Raw genomic sequence first — 1003 nt, forward strand, 5'->3', positions numbered from 1 at the left:
GGCGGGATGAGGACGCTCGGCATTCCGACGCTGACGGATCGACTGATCCAGCAAGCGTTGCATCAGGTGCTCTCACCGATCTTCGAGGCGGAGTTCTCCGAGTCGAGCTACGGCTTCCGACCGGGGCGAAACGCCCATCAGGCGGTCAAGGCGGCGCAGCACTATGTCGCCGAAGGCCGGCGCGTCGTGGTGGACATGGATCTGGAGAAGTTCTTCGATCGGGTCAATCACGACATTCTGATGGCGAAGTTGGCGAAGAAGATCGAGGATGGGCGGGTACTGAAGCTGATCCGACGGGATCTGGAAGCGGGGATGATGGCAGAGGGCGTCGTCAGCCCGAGGACGCAGGGTACGCCGCAAGGCGGCCCGCTGAGTCCGCTGCTGTCGAACATCCTGCTGACGGAATTGGATCGGGAACTGGAGCGCCGGGGTCACGCGTTCTGTCGCTATGCGGACGACTGCAACATCTATGTTCGCACCCAAGCGGCAGGCGAGCGTGTTCTGGCCGGTATCACTCAGTTCCTGTCCGAGCGGCTCAAGCTCACGGTCAATGAGGCCAAGAGTGCGGTCGCACGGCCGTGGGAGCGGAAGTTTCTGGGCTACAGCCTGACCTGGCACAAGGCCCCGAAGCTGCGGATCGCACCGACCAGTCTTCAGCGACTGGAGGACAAGATTCGGGAAGTGCTTAAAGGCGCGAGGGGGCGCAGCGTGCGCGCCACGATCGAAGAGCTGAACCCGGTGCTCCGGGGCTGGGCAGCGTACTTCAAGCTGACCGAGACCAAGCGGGCACTGGAAGAGCTTGACGGATGGCTCAGGCGCAAGCTGCGCTGCATTTTGTGGCGGCAGTGGAAGCGCCCGTATACTCGTGCCAAGAACCTGATGAAGGCGGGACTGAAGGAGGAGCGCGCGTTTCGCTCGGCGCTCAATCAACGTGGGCCGTGGTGGAACAGTGGCGCCAGTCACATGAACGCGGCCTTCCCGAAGTCCTTCTTTGATCGTTTGG

General features: G+C 62.5%; 1 protein-coding gene. It reads left to right on the plus strand.

The features are described from left to right. Positions 1-1003 (plus strand): group II intron reverse transcriptase/maturase (gene ltrA, locus GH681_RS23260; RefSeq protein WP_153163861.1); only part of this gene is annotated, 1003 nt, incomplete at both ends.

This window comes from Zoogloea sp. 1C4 (assembly GCF_009469605.1).
Classification (GTDB): Bacteria; Pseudomonadota; Gammaproteobacteria; order Burkholderiales; family Rhodocyclaceae; genus Zoogloea; species Zoogloea oryzae.